Origin of the sequence: Dolichospermum lemmermannii CS-548 (genome assembly GCF_028330815.1) — a bacterium.
Classification (GTDB): domain Bacteria; phylum Cyanobacteriota; class Cyanobacteriia; order Cyanobacteriales; family Nostocaceae; genus Dolichospermum; species Dolichospermum lemmermannii.
Map to the genome: position 1 here is coordinate 1 of NZ_JAQMTJ010000045.1, position 15,291 is coordinate 15,291.

21 protein-coding genes and 1 pseudogene are annotated in these 15,291 nt (G+C 39.0%); 1 reads left to right on the forward strand and 21 read right to left on the reverse strand.

The features are described 5' to 3' along the window. Positions 1-74: 74 nt before the first annotated feature. The 14 genes from PN450_RS02200 to PN450_RS02265 form a co-directional block, all read right to left on the reverse strand. The gene (locus tag PN450_RS02200) at positions 75-263 is read right to left on the reverse strand and encodes a hypothetical protein (RefSeq protein ID WP_148762537.1); all 189 of its coding nucleotides are present in this window, start codon (positions 261-263) and stop codon (positions 75-77) included. Further along, positions 250-720 (reverse strand): type I restriction endonuclease, encoded by a 471-nt coding sequence (locus PN450_RS02205; RefSeq protein WP_271835289.1) that lies wholly within the window; start codon positions 718-720, stop codon positions 250-252. The genes PN450_RS02200 and PN450_RS02205 overlap by 14 nt, the downstream gene beginning before the upstream one ends. A gap of 33 nt (positions 721-753) precedes the next feature. Further along, positions 754-1,113, reverse strand: coding sequence for a type II toxin-antitoxin system PemK/MazF family toxin (locus PN450_RS02210; RefSeq protein WP_148762541.1), 360 nt, complete (start codon positions 1,111-1,113; stop codon positions 754-756). Then, positions 1,106-1,399 carry a DUF2281 domain-containing protein gene (locus PN450_RS02215; protein WP_148762543.1) on the reverse strand — a complete coding sequence of 98 codons (294 nt, stop codon included), beginning with the start codon at positions 1,397-1,399 and terminating at the stop codon, positions 1,106-1,108. The genes PN450_RS02210 and PN450_RS02215 overlap by 8 nt, the downstream gene beginning before the upstream one ends. Before the next feature lie 183 nt (positions 1,400-1,582). Next, complete coding sequence (locus PN450_RS02220) at positions 1,583-2,932, reverse strand: AAA family ATPase (RefSeq protein ID WP_271835290.1); 1,350 nt, start codon at positions 2,930-2,932, stop codon at positions 1,583-1,585. A gap of 1 nt (position 2,933) precedes the next feature. Then, positions 2,934-4,160, reverse strand: a complete 1,227-nt coding sequence (locus tag PN450_RS02225) for a restriction endonuclease subunit S (protein WP_271835291.1) — start codon at positions 4,158-4,160, stop codon at positions 2,934-2,936. Further along, a complete protein-coding gene (locus PN450_RS02230; protein WP_271835292.1) occupies positions 4,157-4,291 on the reverse strand; it encodes a hypothetical protein in 135 nt (44 codons plus the stop codon). Before PN450_RS02230 ends, PN450_RS02225 begins: the two co-directional genes overlap by 4 nt. 47 nt (positions 4,292-4,338) lie before the next feature. Continuing rightward, on the reverse strand, positions 4,339-4,719 hold the full coding sequence (locus PN450_RS02235) for a hypothetical protein (protein ID WP_148762551.1): 381 nt from the start codon (positions 4,717-4,719) through the stop codon (positions 4,339-4,341). A 26-nt stretch (positions 4,720-4,745) separates the two neighbouring features. Beyond that, positions 4,746-4,997 carry a nucleotidyltransferase family protein gene (locus tag PN450_RS02240; protein ID WP_210422329.1) on the reverse strand — a complete coding sequence of 84 codons (252 nt, stop codon included), beginning with the start codon at positions 4,995-4,997 and terminating at the stop codon, positions 4,746-4,748. After that, entirely contained in the window at positions 4,975-5,922 is a 948-nt protein-coding gene (gene iscB, locus PN450_RS02245) for an RNA-guided endonuclease IscB (protein WP_271835293.1), read from the reverse strand. Before iscB ends, PN450_RS02240 begins: the two co-directional genes overlap by 23 nt. 224 nt (positions 5,923-6,146) lie before the next feature. Then, positions 6,147-6,305, reverse strand: coding sequence for a nucleotidyltransferase family protein (locus PN450_RS02250; RefSeq protein WP_246863112.1), 159 nt, complete (start codon positions 6,303-6,305; stop codon positions 6,147-6,149). A gap of 75 nt (positions 6,306-6,380) precedes the next feature. Further along, positions 6,381-6,773 (reverse strand): type II toxin-antitoxin system VapC family toxin, encoded by a 393-nt coding sequence (locus PN450_RS02255; RefSeq protein WP_148762553.1) that lies wholly within the window; start codon positions 6,771-6,773, stop codon positions 6,381-6,383. Then, a complete protein-coding gene (locus tag PN450_RS02260; protein ID WP_148762555.1) occupies positions 6,773-6,997 on the reverse strand; it encodes a FitA-like ribbon-helix-helix domain-containing protein in 225 nt (74 codons plus the stop codon). Before PN450_RS02260 ends, PN450_RS02255 begins: the two co-directional genes overlap by 1 nt. 156 nt (positions 6,998-7,153) lie before the next feature. Beyond that, positions 7,154-7,402 (reverse strand): hypothetical protein, encoded by a 249-nt coding sequence (locus tag PN450_RS02265; protein ID WP_210422330.1) that lies wholly within the window; start codon positions 7,400-7,402, stop codon positions 7,154-7,156. Positions 7,403-7,509: 107 nt separating this feature from the next. Between PN450_RS02265 and cutA the strand changes: the two genes are divergently transcribed. Continuing rightward, the gene (gene cutA / locus PN450_RS02270) at positions 7,510-7,848 is read left to right on the forward strand and encodes a divalent-cation tolerance protein CutA (protein ID WP_148762557.1); all 339 of its coding nucleotides are present in this window, start codon (positions 7,510-7,512) and stop codon (positions 7,846-7,848) included. Positions 7,849-8,057: 209 nt separating this feature from the next. Here cutA and PN450_RS02275 read toward each other — a convergent pair. The 7 genes and pseudogenes from PN450_RS02275 to nifB form a co-directional block, all read right to left on the reverse strand. Then, positions 8,058-8,183 (reverse strand): annotated as a pseudogene (locus PN450_RS02275) (EF-Tu C-terminal domain-related protein); the annotation flags it as partial. A 431-nt stretch (positions 8,184-8,614) separates the two neighbouring features. After that, positions 8,615-9,226, reverse strand: coding sequence for a hypothetical protein (locus tag PN450_RS02280; protein ID WP_148762563.1), 612 nt, complete (start codon positions 9,224-9,226; stop codon positions 8,615-8,617). A gap of 443 nt (positions 9,227-9,669) precedes the next feature. Next, positions 9,670-9,867: an AAA family ATPase gene (locus tag PN450_RS02285; protein WP_465249371.1), complete on the reverse strand. Its 198-nt coding sequence runs from the start codon at positions 9,865-9,867 to the stop codon at positions 9,670-9,672. A 219-nt stretch (positions 9,868-10,086) separates the two neighbouring features. Next, complete coding sequence (gene nifU / locus PN450_RS02290) at positions 10,087-10,986, reverse strand: Fe-S cluster assembly protein NifU (RefSeq protein ID WP_148762565.1); 900 nt, start codon at positions 10,984-10,986, stop codon at positions 10,087-10,089. Between the two features lie 94 nt (positions 10,987-11,080). Continuing rightward, entirely contained in the window at positions 11,081-12,349 is a 1,269-nt protein-coding gene (gene nifS, locus PN450_RS02295; protein ID WP_271835294.1) for a cysteine desulfurase NifS, read from the reverse strand. Between the two features lie 228 nt (positions 12,350-12,577). Then, entirely contained in the window at positions 12,578-12,922 is a 345-nt protein-coding gene (locus PN450_RS02300; RefSeq protein WP_015081224.1) for a DUF362 domain-containing protein, read from the reverse strand. Between the two features lie 115 nt (positions 12,923-13,037). Continuing rightward, on the reverse strand, positions 13,038-14,477 hold the full coding sequence (gene nifB / locus PN450_RS02305; protein ID WP_271835295.1) for a nitrogenase cofactor biosynthesis protein NifB: 1,440 nt from the start codon (positions 14,475-14,477) through the stop codon (positions 13,038-13,040). Positions 14,478-15,291: the final 814 nt, after the last annotated feature.

Consider the following 15,291-nt stretch of genomic DNA (forward strand, 5'->3'; position numbering starts at 1 on the left):
AGTTTCACTTTATCACACCACGTCCCTTTTAATACTACTTATTCTCATTAAGCATCTTAATTTTTGAATTGACTTTAGTTATTATGTACTACTTTAAGGGCTTTTTTGATCTGTGACAGTTTGGGGTGCGGAATGTGGGTTAAATGCTCTAATACTTTATCTACAGTATCTTTATTAAACAGCCATTGATTTACTCCTGCTGCTTCTATTTTTTCTGGTATATTACCTTCATCATTCCATTCTAAATTATCAACAATCAGCATAGAGTTTAGCCTGTTGCTGACCGCTACGGGGGTCGGTGCGGGTACGTTTGGCTTCTACCACTGCTAAGGGTTTACCATCATCTCCCCATAAAACATAATCTACGAAGCCTGTACCCGATGAATTGGGCATCCCTGTCACTGGAAATTCACTGGAAATTGTTCCCCCTTTGATGTTCCCTTCGACTTCGCTCAGGGAACGTTCTCGCTGGTTGAGCGGAGTCGAAACCAGTATCCACCCTGCTTCTTTTAATAACAGGTCTATGAAGATATCGCGGGTTTGTTGTTCAGAATAGTCGTGAGTATCTGGTTGGGTAGTATTTGCTTGTTTTACAGATGCTAATTCTGCCCGTAGTTGTTTAATTGTCTCATCTAGAGTATTTTTATCTGTTTTAAAGGCTTTGTGAGCAGATTCGTAAATTGTCGGAAATTCGGTTTCCAGGAAGGTAAACTGGCTCATTCAGTTAATCAAGCTTTTGTATATAATAATATATTATGGACTGGGTTCGTAATCAATGCAAATAACTAGACCTGATAACAATTCTTGTAGGGTTTCGTCTAGAACTTGTCCCAACTGTTTGACAAATCTTTCCGTGGAAATGCTGCGAACTTGCAAAACATTTCCGGCTGAATCTCGCTCAAGTTGATTTTCTGGACTGGCTGCAATTTTCACCATAAAAGGGCGCTCTTTAAATTTTTCTTGCCAGCTTGTAATAGGAATAATGATTCTGATGGGGATAGGATTAAAAATATCGGCACTGATAACTACTACAGGGCGAGTTTTCTGGATTTCTTGCCCTCTGGTAGGGTTGAGGTCTACTAACCAAATTTCGCCACGTTTGGGGTTAGTCATGTTCAAGTTCCCAGTCTTCAGTGTCTAATACGGAAAATTCTGTTAGTTCTGGGTTGGTGAGGAAGTCTGTAGCGGTTTGAGGAATGAACTGGGCAAGGTGCTGATGTCTTTGTGTTAGTGGCATGGCTGCAATTTCTTTGAGGGATGGTGAAGATGTTTTTGTTTTTGTTGTTGTGAGTTTTTGTTGCAGAAATTCCGTAAAGTCTAAAACTTCTTGTTGTTTTTCTGGGGGTAGTTGGCGTAGGTTGTTGAGGATTATTTGTTCAATGTTGGCTGTGTTTTGCATGGTTTTATTTCTGGGGTTTCTCCAATTTTTTTACCATAAATCGTCACATTATTTACACTGTTTTATTTTCAGCTTTGTTTGTCTCCCTGTCAGTAATAAAAGTACAACTTAATTAAGTGTAATGCTATTTTTCCACATAAGGAAACATTCTTCACTAGATTTACTATGATTAAGTTAATCAAATTAAATAGATAAATTGCTGTACTCCTGTAAACGAGACAGCCAGGCCAGAGCTTGCTGTTTTCTGTCTTCAGGTGTGTAGGGTGACTTAACGAACCTATCCACTACTCCAGCAGTTACCAGTTGTCCCAGTGGTCTCTGGGATATCAGACTAGGGAAATCGTACATATCCCCAAGCCTAATCAGGCGACTATTTCCTTGATTCCCTTCCTCTGGATCTCGGAAACAAAAGACAACATCACGTAAAGCCGCATCTGGTAAAGCATCCATTAAGGCTGGGTTGTGAGTGGAAAGTAATACTCGTAATTTACGCTTTTCGGCAATATCTCGGATGCTGGCTAGTAGATGCTGGGCGCGGTTGGGATGAACACCGTTATCAATTTCTTCGATAACTACTAAACTTCCTTCGGTAGCCGATAGCATAGCTGCTGCGATTCCTGCGGAGCGCTTCGCTATCGCTAATACCCGCAATGTGCCATCTGATAACAATGCGGCTTCACAATAGCGATGGTTATTACCAAAGGTTTCCGCTAGTCGCACCATAACTTCATCCCGTGGACCGAAAAGAAAATCTAGCCCATCTATAGCCTGTTCTGGTAAACTCTGGATGAAGTTGAGAATGGTCTGTTGATTTTCTGGTTGGTTCTCCCATAAGCGATAGAGAACGCTGGATAGATTAGTACCATCTTCTTGTAATCGCTTATCAGATTTAAAACTGTACTCGCGCATTTTGGCGGGAACGGGATCTAAAAACAGGATATTCTGTAAGACTCGTTGATATTCGCGGACTGTTTCAGGAATTATCTTTTGGGAATTTTCATATTTGGCATCAAAACGGGCAGGGCTGTCTAATTGCACAAAGATAGCCATTTGATCACTGCAAGTTATTCGTGGCTTGTTCTGCCCTCTTGTAAAGTTGTTATATGCCACACTAACATCAGTATTTATCCCTTCTGAAGGCTGATTTAACTCATATAGTGGGACTGAATTTGTTAAGTCAGCAATTCGCTCATTACTGATGTGCAGTTCTCCATCACGGACATTCAGGGTTATATTGAGTTCGTTCCATTCTGTTGAGTCTAAACGGCAACCGATGGTAAAATTTGATTCTCCCCGATGGCATAAGTCATTGACTCGACCACGTACAACTCGCTCGGCGCTATTCACTGCATATTGAATACGGTCGAGTTTTTGTCCTTGTGCCAGCCATGACAAAAACCGCAAACCTTCCAGGGCGTTACTTTTACCTGCGGCGTTTGCACCTATTAGCACGGTTAAAGATCCCAGGGGTAAGTGGCTGGTACGATAACTTTTAAAGTTGGCGAGGGTAAATTCTGTTAGCATGGCGCTCATGTTACAATTCTCCTCTAAAGGCTCGATGTTGGAGGGAAGCAAAAAGGGCATCGAGTTCTGATAATGAAGCGCGGTGTACTGCTTTGAGTTTTTCTACAGCTTCAACGCGGTGGGAAAATTCTTCTTGAAGATAAAGAGGTGGGACAGGAATTGTAATTCCTCTTATTGCTTCTTTTGTAATTGTTTTTGTGACAGCACCCTTTACATTTTTATTAATTGCTTCTTTACCATACGAAAAAGTTAAAAAATAATAAATAAATGAGGTATTTACTTTATTATTTAAACGAATCAAAAACGCATTCATGCCTAATGATACTGGTCTTTTTAAATAAGGCATAAGATATACTTTGCCGGCACTACCTATCTTATTGATAAGAATTTCTCCGCCATAAACTTTTGATTTGCTCAAAAAATTATATGCTTTTTCATCAATATAAATACAGTTATTTTGAAAGTTGTTATTCTCTAAATCTGTTGTTCTAATCATCAAAGCATGATCAATTTGATTCTTTAATACAACATTGTCTCGTAAAATTTCATAGCTACCATTTGCATGATAGTCAGTTAAAACTTCCATTAAATTACCAAAGCTAACAGTATCCCATCCACTTTCAAGAGGAGCATTATTCCCGAACATTTCTATGAAGATGGCTTGGGGGAGGGTGTCGAATTGTGCGATCGCTTTCCGTCGTTTAGTCCTCAGTTCTTCCGCTTGATCTAGTATCTCTGCAATCCGTTTTTGTTCTTCTAGTGGTGGTAAATGAAACTTTACTTGCCGTATTTCAGAAAGTGGTTTGACATTTTTTATAGCAGAACCCCCTGCACTTCCAAACAACCGAGACTGAAGATCGGGAGTCTCAAGTAACATTTTGAGAAATCGGGAAGATACAAGGTTTGATTTTGGGCGAATTCTCAACAAAGCCTGATTTATTATTCCGGGTTTTACATTTGGTGGAACAACTGCCACACGACCTAAAGTTCCTGAACAGCTTACAATCAAATCTCCTGATTCTACAGCAAAACTCTTTAGTTCTTTATATCGAGCCTCACTAATGAAGTAATCTCCACTGTCAAAGTTGCCATAAATAGCGTGTTTTTGCTCATAAATTTTATATCCATCTGGAACGAACGAGTCTTTCTTAATAGCTCCACCAAAAGGACCACGCTTGAGACCTTGTGAACCATCAACAGTTACGTCTTCCAATGTAACAATTTCCCATCCGCTCATCCTAGCATCTCCTCTAATTCCTTTATCACAACTGCTTTTAATGATGGTAAAGAAAGCTGAACCGTAACCCATACAACCGCCACATCAACCCGTAAATATTTATATATCAGCATATTATCTAATTCATTCATTTTTATGTGATTCCAATTGAGCAATTATCTTACGCACAGGGAGATACTCATGCACTTTGTTGTAACCTGAGTAAAGCTTGAGACTTAGCAAGACGTACCAAATGCTCAATAAACTCATAATATTGCCACAGACAGCGATCTGCTTGCAGCAGCGCCTCGCTATCGCTTTCATCTAAACCTTGACTACGATTTTTGTCTAAAAGAGATTCAATTTCAGCCTGAACTATAGGAGAAAGACGGAGAGTTAAAATTTCTTGAGGAGATGGTAACTTTGCCAAAAACTCTAAAACTTCAGTTAGTCCAGAAAAACCTGTCGCCGGATTAGCACTAATTTCTCGCAATCCTAAAGCCAAAATTTGGGGTAAATCTTCCTTGCGAGATTCTAAATTTCGCGCCATTTCATCAGGTATGTCTAAAGTAATTTGCATAATTTTTTGCTCTTCGGTAATATAAATTATATAGAAATAGCCTCAGCTAAAACACGCTCACGAATCCGGGGTTTAAGCCCGTTCTTAGTAACAACATCCACCTTCAAGCCAAACAACTGACTTAAATAATCTCTAAATTCCACCAACATTATAAAAGTAGGTGCTGTTTCATAAGACCTCGCGGTAAGTGAGAAACTCAGACACTTCAGTGCTGAGAGGGAAGCGGCACGAGCAGTTTTAACCGCATTGAATCTTTTAATTTGAGTAGCTATAACCATCTTTTTTGTGGATAGTTTTACAGGTTTTATAACTAATTCCTTGGAGTAGTCCATTTCTAGTTGAAATATTGAAACTTCCAGTAGCACGGGTTGCTATTCTTCCAATATATTCACCAACTTTTTTACCAGTTTTGACATTTTTTGCTTGTTTCAAGATTTTTTCCAATTTTGATGGATCTTTTTTGAGGAAATCTTTGATATCTTTCGTTCCTTTTTTGGTGTTACATTTCTCGCAACTTAAAGCGAGATTTGTTATTGAATTATTACCACCCTTGGCTCTTGGGTGAATGTGTTCAACTTGAAAAGGAACGTCTTTCACTCCACAGTAGGCACATTGTCTATTCCACTTTTCTAGTAAGTATTCTCTGGTTTCGTAACCAGTTAATGTTCCTTGCTGGTATTCCTTGCCTTGAATATCAGGATTAGCCATTAACTGCATATCAAACCGTACCAATTCTTGACTAATCGCCCCAATTGGCGCAAATTGGCGCAACTTCTTAATCCAAGTTTTGATATTCTCAATCCGACTCTGCAAGCTCGGTGTTAACCAGCCTAAACAGCGTGTTCTATTCAAAAATCTTGGTTGTCTGTAACGAGTTTTTCTAGTACGTCTAAAACGTCTTAATTGTCTTCTAGAAGTTAAAGCATCTCGAATTGCAAAACCTCTATGTTTTAATTCAGCAGCGAATACAACCTCACCAGTAGTATCGTTGATTAACGCTATTCCTGTATGCTTTGCCCCTGGATCAATCTTTAACCTTAGAGGTGATACCGAAAAATCTGGGCGAGATTCTTTTAAGATAATTGTGAAAGGAAAACGTCTAAAAACTGCTGCTTTACCATTTCTTAATAGTTGTCTAGCTTGGGCTGAATGAATTGGATTTAATGGTTGTTTGTCGGTGTTAATTACAAATACTTTGGACATAAAGTCCCTCCTTGCGGGTAATGTTAGCCTCGTCAATGTTTTAAGAGCTTTTTAGATTTGCAACACTGTTTCAGTGACTTTAAAACTGTTTAATTGCAAATGACAGAGCAGGGAACTGGCTTCGCATTCCAGGGTGTCATGACTCAAAAAACGTAGTCAGTTAAGACTTAGACTGGTCAGTACAGCTTGTAATTTCTTACAAGCTCAGTCCCTTTAGGGCTGAGTTACTGACAATCAACCAAAATATCTATATCACTTGCGTCCGTCTCCTCTCCCCTAGCATAAGAACCAAAGATCCCAATTTCTGTAATTTGATAAATTTCACAGAGAGATTGCTTTTGTAGTGATAAAACTTCCCGAATTTCCTTAATAGGTTTCATCATATTTTATCGTTAGCCACAGTTAATTTAATCTTAACAAATACAATTATTTCATCATTCCCTCCAATTTTTTCATCCCTATTCTAGTAAGATAACGTAGTCACCGAACTTAGCCCCCAGTTTCCGATCATAAGTAAGCACCTGAGTATCAGAATGAATTGCTGCTGCCACGAATAAAGTATCGTAGAATGAATGATTTGCCTCGACTGCCAGTTTAAGAGCAACATCCCGAATTTGAGAACTAGAAATCATCACATCAACCAATGCCTCAGCATCTTGCAACGCATCCAAACCTATTTGTAAAGGTAATTGTCGAAATTGTATCCATTGCCAAATCACATTACCCAACTCGGCAAACAACGAATCAGGCACCACAATCTGATCTACACTTTCCAAAGCAGCGAGCGCTTGTTCATACTTGTTCTCTACGTGCAAGAGGGCATAAGCAAAAACCATCGTATCAATTACCATCAAGGTCGTCCTTCTGATTTCCAAGACTGCACCCGAATTTCTGCTTCCATCGGTAATACCTCCGCCCGTTGACGAATACGAGCAAGCACTTCATCCCTTTGCCCATAACGTTTTTGCAACAAATCACGGACTTCTTGCTCCATCGAAACCCCCTTTTGTGCCGCCAAGCGTTTAATGCGATCAAGCAACTCATCGGATATATTACGAATGGTAATTGTTGCCATACTGCCTCCTTTGCTAGTGCTAGTCTACTACCGGATTATTACTCAAATGATAGCACTTTGCTGGCAAAAGAAAAATTTTATCTGTGTTCATCTACGTACCCTTCAGAATCTTGCTATATCTGCGTTGCTTTTTCTCCCATAAACGGCTTTTATTAACTATTTTAGCAATGCCTCCAATTTCTCCATCCCCTGCTGAATTTCCACCTCTAACTTCGCCAAATTAGCCAGAATCTCTTGAGGTGCAAGATGATCAACCTGCTCATGCACAACTTCCTTGTAACGATTCAAACTTAGATCATAACCTTGAGCCGCAATATCAGACTTGGGTACACAAAAACTCTGAGCCGTGCGGAGTCGCTCCCGTTCCGGGGCGTAAGTTGAATCATCTCCACCGAGCGATCGCAAAGCACTCCGTAGGAATCGCTTCCCTCTTCGTAGACATTGCCCCTACCAATATTTCCCCCAATAAAATTATCAGTTACTACCCCAAACAAATATAATAAAGTCAAAATATGGAATTTCTTTTTGTTTACGTCACTTGTAAAGACCGTGCTGAAGCTCTTTATGTAGGTAAAACTGTGGTAGAAGCCCATCTTGCTGCCTGTGCGAACATAATTGATGGTATGGAAAGCATTTATTGGTGGAACGGTGAATTACAAGTAGAAAAAGAAGCTATTTTAATTATGAAATCCCGCCGTGATTTATTTGCAGAACTAACAGCTAAAGTAAAATCAGTACACTCTTATGAAGTACCTTGTGTGGTGGCTTTACCAATTGAACAAGGAAATCAGGATTACCTAAATTGGCTAATGGCAGAAACCAAGGCTACAGATATCAACCTTGATAGTTAAATTTAGTGAATTTAAACTTTAACCTTCCCATTATTGAGGAAATTATGCGATCGCTCTAGTACAGCTTGGCGTAAATAACATGACCATTAAAAGCTCCGAAAATTTGATTGATTACAAGGCTTGAAAATGGTTCATTCACTTACGCCGCACGGTACTAGCTGGGTGGGGGAGCAGGTTCACCCCAGCCTACGCGTTTATCAACCTGCCTATTAAGCTAAGATTTCAGTGACAACTCCCGCACCTACGGTACGACCACCTTCACGAATGGCAAAACGCAATCCTTTTTCCATAGCGACAGGATGAATCAGGGTAATAACCATTGTGATATCATCGCCTGATCTACGTGACCGATAGTGCCAACGTGAACTTGCGGTTTTTGTCGTTCAAATTTTTCTTTAGAAGTCATGATGAATACTTGATAGCTGTGGTTTTCTTCAGGTGGCGATGAAAGTCGCTAACATTTCTCATAAACAATGCGATTCCTAGGTCGCGCCTCGCTTTGGTGAGAAATCCGGGGTAATTCGTATAATATAACCAAAGCTGCGAATAACTTAACAACCGCAGTATCCCAGTTGAAAAACTCTGAAACTGCACATCTTAAAGGTTCAAAATAGTTCCTATTCGTAATTATCTTGTTCCCAGTCTCCGACTGGGAATGCTATCACAGAGGCTCTGACTCCAGACTCCACTGTTTTTGAAGGCAGAGCCTTCTAGAATTCATTCCCATACAGAGTATGGGAACGAGAGATCGGAACGAGAAATTATTTTAATGTTTTTGGATTTTTAATTCACATTGTTGGAAAATATAATTCACCGCAGCAAATAATTTATCTAAATCTTGAATCATATACAGATTTTTATTTCGAGTAAATACATCACCAACCAACTTTCCAAATTGCCATATTTTCCCGTTAGAAACAATTCCAAAAACATCACTAACAAAATCATCATTAATTCTCTGAACTGCGATCATTTCAGCTAAACACTGACTCCAACCTTCTTCAAATTTGTCTTGTTTAGCTTCAACCATCAAAAAATAAGGTTTATCAAAAACAATTGTACTTAAAGAGTTTCGCTGTGTCACAGTATAATCAGGAATACCTGATAAATCCTCATCATAAGCTAATGCTTCATGACTCCAAAGAGTTAATTTACTTCGATAAGGTTTCCATACTTCTTTCAATACTGGATAAATGAGATTTTCACAAATAGCATCTTCGGAATTATCAATAACTCCATCTGTAAATAGCAAATCTAATTCCTCCTGAAAAGATTCCTTAGCCGGAAATTCTACTTCCAACATAAAATTAGATTGCACATACTTGATTTGAAACTTTTTAATAACTGAACTAATACTTTTATAATTGCTAAATGCCATAAAATTCTGTCAATCCTTAAATCCTGTAGATATTGATATGGCTACGCTATTAAACAATAGTGCGTTCCGTTTTATTGCTTTGCGAACGTTCACTTACTTACAATCAATACCTTGTCCATTTCCTGCTTTGTTGGGTTTCATGCTCATTGCTCCGCGTTCACGCAGTGTCCCGCAGGGATACGTTCACGTTCCACAACCCAACCTACAAATCAAGGCTTTTTCCAATTTGAACAAGGTATTGACAATATAACAATTTTTTAGCTTAACAGCAAGAAGCCCCACGTCTCACTCTTAGGAGCGTGGGATGAATTGCGTAGCGTGCCATGTGAGTTATTTCTTCCATCGGTGCATCTATCTAAAATACCTCTTTCCTTCAGTCCCACAAGGGATACAAGACGCTATCTGCAAAGAAGCAAGGTACAGGTAAACGTCAATCCTCACACCTAAAGAATTGGCTGAAATTGGGTGTGGAAGATGTCCATATTATTAAAACGGGTAGAGTCAGCTTTAGGGTCGCAACCTACGATCATGATGCGTTGACCCATTTCAGCCATAGCGGCTAAAGTATTTTGAGAAGTGGTAGATTTACCGATACCGCCCTTGCCGTAGAAAGCTATCTGTCTAATTTTTTCTTCAGTCATTGTTCGTGTTTCCTAGAATTAGTTGATTGGTGGTTTTGTCTGTTGGTTCTCACGGCCAAGTTCTACGGCGGTGAGCGTTTGTAGAACGTCGCTATCTATGGAGGCGATCGCTCTACAGAAAATCTAGTGGTGTTCATAGTATTTATTGGGTTGTAAGGATTTTTTCTTTTTCCGTTGTAGGGGTTTACGGTGTAAACCCTTACTATTAGCTGTTGTTTACTAAACTGCTTCGACAATAATTTCTTTACTGATGCGATCGCGTAATCTCGCTTCAATCGCAATCTTTAAAGTGGCTGTGCTGCTAGAACATGAACCGCAAGCACCTTTAAGAATGACTTTAATCTTATCGCCTTCAACATCATAAAGTTCTACATCTCCCCCGTCGGCGATTAAAACAGGTCGGACTTCTTCATCTAATACTTTTTGAATCAGAGCAATTTTTTGAACTGTAGTTAATGGTCTTTGTTGCTCTGAACTGGAAATTTCTGTTTTAGCTTTCGCCATGTAGCTGTGGAGATTTTTGTTGGCGGCTTCCTGCTTTACTTCTCTTATTATATCATCAATCTTCGTTAAACAAGAACCGCATCCGCCACCAGCTTTTACATAATTTGTTACTTGCTCTGCACTGAAGAGATTGTTTTGTGCAACTGCTTTCTTGATCTTAGCATCAGTTATTCCGAAACAGCTACAGATGAGGACACCTTCTTCATCGTCATGTGCCTCTAGAGGAATGCCACGATAATTATAAATCGCAGCTTCTAAAGCCTCTTGACCCATAACAGAACAGTGCATTTTCTCTTGAGGTAAACCACCTAAATAATCAGCGATTTCCTTATTTGTCACACCCAAAGCTTCATCTAAAGTCAGACCTTTAACCATTTCAGTTAAAGCGCTCGAAGAAGCGATCGCACTGGTACAACCGAAAGTTTGAAACCGAGCATCGAGAATTTTATCTGTTGCTTCTTCAACTTTCAAATGTAATCTTAAAGCATCACCACAAGCAATACTTCCCACTTCACCAGTTGCCAGTTTCACACCAGCTTCGCCAGTTTCTTCAATAGCACCCTGGTTTTTGGGATCGTAAAATAACTCTAATACTTTATCAGTGTAGTCCCACATAGTTAATTTTAGATTTTGGATTTTAGATCGGTGATTCGTAATTTTTGATTAGTCAGCAGTCAGTTTTTACTTACTACTGACAACTGACTAATGACTAATGTACGGGCGAAGCATTCGGAGAAAAGTCTTTGGGAGAAACCGATAATTGATCATCCGAATGCTTCGCCCCTAGGACTGACTGTTGTTGTAACCAATCAGCATTATCATTTTTGAAGGGAGATAAAGCCCGAAGACGGTCAACAATTTCTGGCATTACTGCAATTACTTGCTCAATTTCTGCTTCTGTAGTGTAGCGACTAAGACTGAAGCGAATCGAACCATGTAAAGTAGTATAAGGCAAACCCATAGCTCGTAAAACATGAGAAGGTTCAAGAGAACCAGAAGTACAAGCAGAACCAGAAGAAGCACAAATACCGTACTTATTTAAAGAGAGCAAAATTGCTTCACCTTCAATATATTTGAAACCGATATTTGTAGTATTTGGTAATCTATGTTTGATATCACCATTTACTTCACAATTAGGAATTTTAGCTAGAAGAGATTTTTCCAAATAATCGCGCAACTTTGTTAATCTCTGAGATACTTCTTCTAAATGTAACAGTTCTAATTCCGCAGCTTTGCCAAGAGCAATAATTCCCGGAACGTTCTCTGTACCGCCTCTGCGTCCTCGTTCTTGATGTCCACCGACTAAGAGAGGACGGAAACGAACCCCACGTCTCACATACAAAGCACCAATACCTTTAGGAGCATGAATTTTGTGACCAGATATAGTTAACATATCTATGGTGCTGGTCTTCATATTCAAGGGTATTTTGCCTACCGCTTGCACTGCATCAACGTGGAAGAGAGCGCCGTATTCCTTAACCATAGCACCAATTTCTTCAATTGGAAATATCGTGCCGGTTTCATTATTGGCATACATCATTGTTACCAAAGCAGTATTACCAGTTAGAGCAGCTTCTAACTCACTCAAATCCATTTGTCCATGAGAATCTACCGACAAATAGGTAACTTGATAACCTTTAGATTCTAATTGTTTGCAGACATTTAAAACTGCCGGATGTTCTACTTGGGAAGTGATGATATGACGTTTTTCAGGTTGAGCTAATAAAGCAGCATGAATAGCAGCATTATCGCCCTCAGTTCCGCAACTGGTAAAAACAATTTCTGATTCGTCTGCTCCCAGTAAAGCAGCAACTTGTTCTCTAGCTATTTTTACAGCTTTCCCAAGTTGTCCACCAAAAGTGTGCATACTAGAAGGATTAGCATAATAGTCCGTCAAATAAGGCATCATTGCCTCAACAACTTGAGGATCTATTTTAGTGGTGGCATTATTATCAAGATAGATACAATTATTTTGCATGATTTTCCATATAAAAGTATAAAGTAGGGGCGAAGCATTCGGGCGATAAATTATCGGTTTTGTCCAAGACTATTTTCTGAATGCTTCGCCCTTACAGGGGCGATAAATTATCGGTTTTGTCCAAGACTATTTTCCCAATGCTTCGCCCTTATAGGAGTCAGAAATTCAGAAGGAAGATAAATATAAATATTCTCTATTTCCTATTTCCTCTTAACTGTTACCTGTCACCTATATAACTATTGGTCCTTGATGCTTTTGCAATTGTTGGGCAATCTTTTGGGAATAAGATTTATACCAATTCTCCCAATAGTCTTGCTTATTGGTTAACTTTGCTCTCACACGGTTGTAAGTAGCAAACCAACTTTCCCAATAATCACTAGGTTGTTTAACGCAACCATCAACAGTAGGACAACTGGCTTTACATTGAGGTACGGTGTGAATACTACCAGCGCAATTTGTGCAAAGTTCCGAGTCAATCCAGTAATTACCGTCAACTTCTTGAATTGCACCGGTAGGACAAACAGATAAACACAACTTGCAGGAAATACACTGGCTAGTAATTTCGTAAGCCATGATTATTTACCTTTGTGGGAATTGGTGAAGAGGTAATAGGTGATTGGTAATTGGTGATTGGTGATTGGAACATATTACCCATTCCTATTACCCATTACCCATTACCCATTACCTATTACCCATTAGCCTTAACATATTGCTCGTAAAATTCTAAAGCAACCTTTTCAATTACGTCATAGGCTTCAACAGTTTTTATTCCTGCTGCTTCTAGTTTTTCCTTGGGACAATTGCCTATTTTCGATACCAAGACTGCTTTACAATCTGCAATTGATTTCATTATATTGTCTGCGGTAGCTGCTTCGCTGTAACCACCTTGACAATATTGATCAATCTTGCGGTGACTAACAAAACGAACTTCATTACCATCAACTTCATAAACTTGAAATTCCTTCGCGTGTCCGAAATGTTGGTTAACTAATCCACCACCTTTTGTTGCTACTGCAATCAAGATTTTAGGACTATTAGCAGATTTTTTGCCAGTTGATGCTTTATCTTTTGCAGCCTTAATTTCTTCTCTAAATTTCTCAATCCCTTCGTGAACTTCTTGACGAGTTTCAAAGTTATATTCTGGAGCCATTTCCATGAACTTATCTTTAGTAAATTCTTGGCTACGGTCTTCTCCTAATAATCCTACCGCATCGGCTCGACACTGGCGACAGTGACGCATCATTTTCATGTTACCAGAGCAATTGTCTTGGACTTCTTTCAGTTCTTTTCCTGTTGGTCCACGTTGACCAGTTAAACCGAAATGAGTACCATGTTCCGGTGCAGAAATGAGCGGCATAATGTTGTGTAAGAATGCGCCTCTTTCACGAATTGCCTTATTAACTTCTACCAAATGTTGATCATTAATTCCTGGAATCATTACGGAATTAACTTTGCATAAGATATCAGCTTCTTTGAGAGCTTGCAATCCTTCCAATTGTTTTTCTAGAAGAATTTTTGCCCCTTCAATCCCTCTGTAACGTTTGCGTTTATAGTGAACCCAAGAATAGATTTCTGCACCTATTTCGGGGTCAATGGTATTAAGGGTGATAGTAACGTGATCTATATTTAATTGCTTGATGCGATCAATATGTTCTGTCAGCATCAAACCGTTAGTAGATAAGCACAATTTAATATCTGGTGCTTTATCGGCAATTAATTCAAAAGTCCGAAAAGTTTTTTCTGGATTAGCCAAAGGATCACCAGGACCAGCAACTCCCAACACAGTCATTTGAGGAATTTTTCCGGCAATTACTAACACTTTATGGGCAGCTTCTTCCGGTGTGAGTAATTCACTCACTACTCCAGGACGACTTTCGTTAGCGCAATCATACTTGCGGTTACAATAGTTACATTGAATATTGCAAGCTGGAGCAACGGCAACGTGCATCCGTGCATAGTGATGATGAGCCTCTTCACTATAGCAGGGGTGTTTAGAAATGCGTTCTATGAGTTTTTCATCCATTTCTGGAGTTGTGGTGCTGTCGCAACCGCAAGCAGCAGATGTAGCAGGGGCGATAATGGCATTCTCAAAGTCGGAGGTGAGAATATCTGTAGCAGGTAGTGTCATTGAATTTCGCTGTTGGAGGTGGACTTGAGAGCCACTGTGGGAGATGCTTTTACTACTGCCAATGTCTAAATAATTTTAAACATGGTGCTAATCTCATCCCTCCACTCACTTTTGACTGCTAACTTGGTTTTGTTAAGGAGCGTTAAGTGATTGGCGATAAATGATTTATAGCAGCCCTTTTTTTTGCCCCCCTTCATTGACAGGGGATAGAACTTATTGGATTTATTATGTTTGTACTCAAATCCTTAAATCCTTGCATTGCAACGATACAAAAATTAAAAAAGATTTTTTCGGGTAGGGGTACGAGTATTTATAGTGAGGGGTACGAGTATTTATAGTGAGGGGTTCAGGATTTCTTTGTACTCATCTCCAAGTCAATACCTGTAAGGATTTCAGCTATCTTTTTATTGGGTTTTCTTGATATTCGACTGTACTCAACTTTTCTGCAAATTATCCTGAAAACTCTTGTTTATCAAGAATTTAAGGGTAAAAAACTGGAGTAAGACTAATCCGACTACTCCAGATCCGAGCGAAATTCAATTCTGTATACAACCTATCATTTTTTTTCGGGTAAAAATGCAATTTATATTTTTTTAATTTTTCGATTATTAATGATATAAATTGTAGCTGTATATCTTGCTGTATAAGGAATATACCTTTGCTATATCATCTATATTACCTGAGTTCGATGTAAATAAAAAGTCTAAAAGTACGTAACAGTAACAGTTCTGTCAATAAGTATTGGTTATTGAGAATTAAAGCCCACACCAAAAATTTCTCAAAAAATTAATTTTTTGAAATGTATTTACTATTA

Bases quoted from the DNA above. Each gene is read 5' to 3' on its own strand.
- PN450_RS02200 (WP_148762537.1), bottom strand. From the start codon at position 263: ATGCTGATTGTTGATAATTTAGAATGGAATGATGAAGGTAATATACCA.
- PN450_RS02205 (WP_271835289.1), bottom strand. From the start codon at position 720: ATGAGCCAGTTTACCTTCCTGGAAACCGAATTTCCGACAATTTACGAA.
- PN450_RS02210 (WP_148762541.1), bottom strand. From the start codon at position 1,113: ATGACTAACCCCAAACGTGGCGAAATTTGGTTAGTAGACCTCAACCCT.
- PN450_RS02215 (WP_148762543.1), bottom strand. From the start codon at position 1,399: ATGCAAAACACAGCCAACATTGAACAAATAATCCTCAACAACCTACGC.
- PN450_RS02220 (WP_271835290.1), bottom strand. From the start codon at position 2,932: ATGAGCGCCATGCTAACAGAATTTACCCTCGCCAACTTTAAAAGTTAT.
- PN450_RS02225 (WP_271835291.1), bottom strand. From the start codon at position 4,160: ATGAGCGGATGGGAAATTGTTACATTGGAAGACGTAACTGTTGATGGT.
- PN450_RS02230 (WP_271835292.1), bottom strand. From the start codon at position 4,291: ATGAATGAATTAGATAATATGCTGATATATAAATATTTACGGGTTGAT.
- PN450_RS02235 (WP_148762551.1), bottom strand. From the start codon at position 4,719: ATGCAAATTACTTTAGACATACCTGATGAAATGGCGCGAAATTTAGAA.
- PN450_RS02240 (WP_210422329.1), bottom strand. From the start codon at position 4,997: ATGGTTATAGCTACTCAAATTAAAAGATTCAATGCGGTTAAAACTGCT.
- iscB (WP_271835293.1), bottom strand. From the start codon at position 5,922: ATGTCCAAAGTATTTGTAATTAACACCGACAAACAACCATTAAATCCA.
- PN450_RS02250 (WP_246863112.1), bottom strand. From the start codon at position 6,305: ATGATGAAACCTATTAAGGAAATTCGGGAAGTTTTATCACTACAAAAG.
- PN450_RS02255 (WP_148762553.1), bottom strand. From the start codon at position 6,773: ATGGTAATTGATACGATGGTTTTTGCTTATGCCCTCTTGCACGTAGAG.
- PN450_RS02260 (WP_148762555.1), bottom strand. From the start codon at position 6,997: ATGGCAACAATTACCATTCGTAATATATCCGATGAGTTGCTTGATCGC.
- cutA (WP_148762557.1), top strand. From the start codon at position 7,510: ATGGAATTTCTTTTTGTTTACGTCACTTGTAAAGACCGTGCTGAAGCT.
- PN450_RS02280 (WP_148762563.1), bottom strand. From the start codon at position 9,226: ATGGCATTTAGCAATTATAAAAGTATTAGTTCAGTTATTAAAAAGTTT.
- PN450_RS02285 (WP_465249371.1), bottom strand. From the start codon at position 9,867: ATGACTGAAGAAAAAATTAGACAGATAGCTTTCTACGGCAAGGGCGGT.
- nifU (WP_148762565.1), bottom strand. From the start codon at position 10,986: ATGTGGGACTACACTGATAAAGTATTAGAGTTATTTTACGATCCCAAA.
- nifS (WP_271835294.1), bottom strand. From the start codon at position 12,349: ATGCAAAATAATTGTATCTATCTTGATAATAATGCCACCACTAAAATA.
- PN450_RS02300 (WP_015081224.1), bottom strand. From the start codon at position 12,922: ATGGCTTACGAAATTACTAGCCAGTGTATTTCCTGCAAGTTGTGTTTA.
- nifB (WP_271835295.1), bottom strand. From the start codon at position 14,477: ATGACACTACCTGCTACAGATATTCTCACCTCCGACTTTGAGAATGCC.